Here is a 2,931-nt window from a genome sequence, read left to right as displayed (position 1 = left end):
GTACGGGCCCCGGGCTGCCCGCGGGCCCGGGCGCCGGTGCCGGCGCCGGTACGCCCGGCGCGGTGTCAGGCGGTGGCGGGGCCGGTGTGCGGGGCGGGGGTGCGTACGGCGGCGTCCAGGGCCGGGGCGATGACGGCGAAGCAGCCGTCCGTCAGTGCGGCGATGTCCACCGCGGCGTCCCCGCCGGCGGCGGCGTCGGCGGGGCCGGCGGTGCTCCAGCGCTGGAGGACCGTGTGGAAGGCCGACAGGGCCATGTCGGCGGCCAGTCGCGGGTAGAGCTCGTGCCCGGTGTCCAGGTCCAGGCGGGCGGCGAGTCCGGCGGCGAGCCGGTCGCGCCACTGGGCCTGGCGTTCCAGGAAGCGGGCGTGCAGGGCGGGTGTGGCCAGGATCAGCCGCACCACCTTGCGGGCGCGTTCCTCGTGGCCGGCGCAGTCCCGGACGCAGGCCCACACCGTGTGCCGCAGCGCCGTCGAGGGTGCCTCGCCGGGCGGGCGGGCGGCGAGTTCCTCGTGCATGGCGGCGCCCAGGGTGGCCAGGAACTGGACGACGACGTCCTCCTTGGACGCGAAGTAGCGGAAGAACGTCCGTTTGGACACGCCCGCGGCCGCGGCGATCTCGTCGACCGTGACGGTGTCGAACCCGCCGTCCGCCAGCAGGTCCAGGGCGGCGCGGGTGAGTTCGTCGGCGACGAGCTGGCGCTTGCGCTGGGCCAGGGTGGGAGCGGGTCGCAAGGTCACGCCGCCCATCCTAGACCCCACGCCACGTACGTCATCAAACGTCAGTCTTGACACTCGGTGACACACAGGGCAGCGTGAGCCGCATGACCCGCCACCACCCGATGCCCGACCCCGCCCCGGACCTCAGCGGACGGGTGTTCGTCGTCACCGGCGCCACCAGCGGCCTGGGCCTGGCCACCACCACCGCCCTCGCCCGCCGCGGCGCCCGCGTCGTCCTCGCCGCGCGCGACGAGGCCAGAGGCCACCACTGCGCGGCCCTGCTCACCCGCGCCCATCCCGGCGCCCGCCTGGACGTACGCCACCTGGACCTCGCCGACCCCGACTCCGTCCACGCCTTCGCCGACCGCCTGCACACCGACGGCCCCCGCCCCGACGTCCTGGTCAACAACGCCGGCGTCATGGCACCCCCGCGCACCCTCACCCCGCACGGCCACGAACTCCAGTTCGCCGTCAACCACCTCGGCCACTTCACCCTCACCGCCCGCCTCACCCCCCTCCTCGCCCACGGCCACGACCCCCGCGTCGTCACCGTCACCTCCGCCAACCACCGCCGCGCACACATCGACTTCGACGACCTCACCGGCACCCGCACCTACTCCCCGATGGGCCACTACAACCAGTCCAAACTCGCCAACGCCCTCTTCGCCCTCGAACTCCACCGCCGCCTGACCGCCGCCCGCCACCCCCTGCGCAGCCTGCTCGCCCACCCCGGCTACGCCGCCACCGCCCTGCCCCGCACCGGCGCCGTCGGCCCGGTACGCCTGCTCTTCGGACACCTGCTGCGCCCCCTCGCCCAGTCCCCCGAACGCGGCGCCCTGGCACAGCTGCACGCCGCCACCGCACCCGGAGTACGGGGCGGAGAGCTGTACGGGCCGGGCGGCATCGGCGAACTGCGCGGCGACCCGGTCCGCACCGACCCCGCACCACGCGCCCTCGACGAGACGGCGGGACGGCGGCTGTGGGAACTGTCCCAGGACCTCACCGGCATGCCCTTCACCCTGCCCGGCACCGACGGCCCCTGACGTTCGGCCGCCCCCTCACCCGACATGACGATGCGTCACATGCCGGGCCGCCGCACGGGCGGCGGGGGCGAAACACGGGTGCGCGCCGGCCGGACGCCCTGCTACGACACCGTCATGGACGACGACACCGCACCCCGCACCCCCACGGGCACCGACACCGGCACTCCCGTGACCACACGCCCGGCCCCGCGCCACACCCCCGCCCCGCCCCACTGCCCCCACTGCCCCCACTGCCCCCGCTCCCCCGCCGGGCCGGCCGCGCCGTGCGCGCCGGCCCGGTCCTGAAGGGCCCGGCCGTGGCCGACGAGGCGTACACCGACCCCCGGCTCGCCGCCCTCTACGACCTCATCGAGGCCGACCGCACCGACCTCCACCCCTACCTCGCCCTCGCCCGCCGCCTCGACGCCCGCCACGTCCTCGACCTCGGCTGCGGCACCGGCACCCTCGCCCTGGCCCTGACCGCCCGAGGACACACCGTCACCGCCGCCGACCCCGCCGCCGCGAGCATCGCCCACGCCCGCACCAGACCTGGCGCCCACCACGTCCACTGGATCCACGGCGACGCCCGCGCCCTGCCCCCACTGGCCGCCGACCTCGCCGTCATGACCGCCAACACCGCCCAGGAGATCACCACCGACACCGCCTGGCACACCACCCTCACCCGCCTGCACACCGCCCTGCGCCCCGGCGCCCGCCTCGTCTTCGAGACCCGCGACCCCGACCACCACGCCTGGCACCACTGGAACCGCGACGCCACCCACACCACCACCGCCCTGCCCGACGGCACCCACGTCACCCACTGGATCGACCTGCTCACCGCCCACCCACCCCTGGTCACCTTCCGCCGCACCTACACCTTCCACCCCCACGGCCCCACCCTCACCTCCCACTCCACCCTGCGCTTTCGCACCCGCACCGAACTGACCACCGACCTCCTCACCCACGGCTACACCCACCCCGCCATCCACGACGCCCCCGACCGCCCCGGCCGCGAACTCGTCCTCCACACCACCCGCCCCTGACCCCCCGCGCACCAGGCCACCAGCCACCGGCCCCACGGGGCGCAGCGGGGCGCAGGGGACACAGCGGGGCGCAGGGGGCGCAGCGGGGCCGGGCACCGTCCACGAGGGGGGTGCCCGGGCCCGGCCCGGCGGTCTGCCGGCCGGCATGCG

At 76.2% G+C, this 2,931-nt stretch carries 3 protein-coding genes; 2 read left to right on the top strand and 1 reads right to left on the bottom strand.

Annotated elements, in window-relative coordinates; genetic code table 11:
• Positions 1 to 65 precede the first annotated feature (65 nt).
• On the bottom strand, positions 66 to 746 hold the full coding sequence (locus BU198_RS06495) for a TetR family transcriptional regulator (protein WP_188295889.1): 681 nt from the start codon (positions 744 to 746) through the stop codon (positions 66 to 68).
• A gap of 74 nt (positions 747 to 820) precedes the next feature.
• On the opposite strand from BU198_RS06495, the gene BU198_RS06490 reads away from it, so the two are divergent.
• Complete coding sequence (locus BU198_RS06490) at positions 821 to 1,759, top strand: oxidoreductase (RefSeq protein WP_188295888.1); 939 nt, start codon at positions 821 to 823, stop codon at positions 1,757 to 1,759.
• A 296-nt stretch (positions 1,760 to 2,055) separates the two neighbouring features.
• The gene (locus BU198_RS06485) at positions 2,056 to 2,781 is read left to right on the top strand and encodes a class I SAM-dependent methyltransferase (RefSeq protein ID WP_188295887.1); all 726 of its coding nucleotides are present in this window, start codon (positions 2,056 to 2,058) and stop codon (positions 2,779 to 2,781) included.
• The last annotated feature ends 150 nt before the right edge of the window (positions 2,782 to 2,931 follow it).

It is taken from the genome of Streptomyces sp. CBMA156, from assembly GCF_014596515.1.
Lineage (GTDB): Bacteria > Actinomycetota > Actinomycetes > Streptomycetales > Streptomycetaceae > Kitasatospora.
The sequence above is the reverse complement of the archived record's forward strand: the minus strand, read 5'-3'. Positions and strand labels throughout refer to the sequence as shown.

Bases quoted from the DNA above. Each gene is read 5' to 3' on its own strand.
- BU198_RS06495 (WP_188295889.1), bottom strand. From the start codon at position 746: ATGGGCGGCGTGACCTTGCGACCCGCTCCCACCCTGGCCCAGCGCAAG.
- BU198_RS06490 (WP_188295888.1), top strand. From the start codon at position 821: ATGACCCGCCACCACCCGATGCCCGACCCCGCCCCGGACCTCAGCGGA.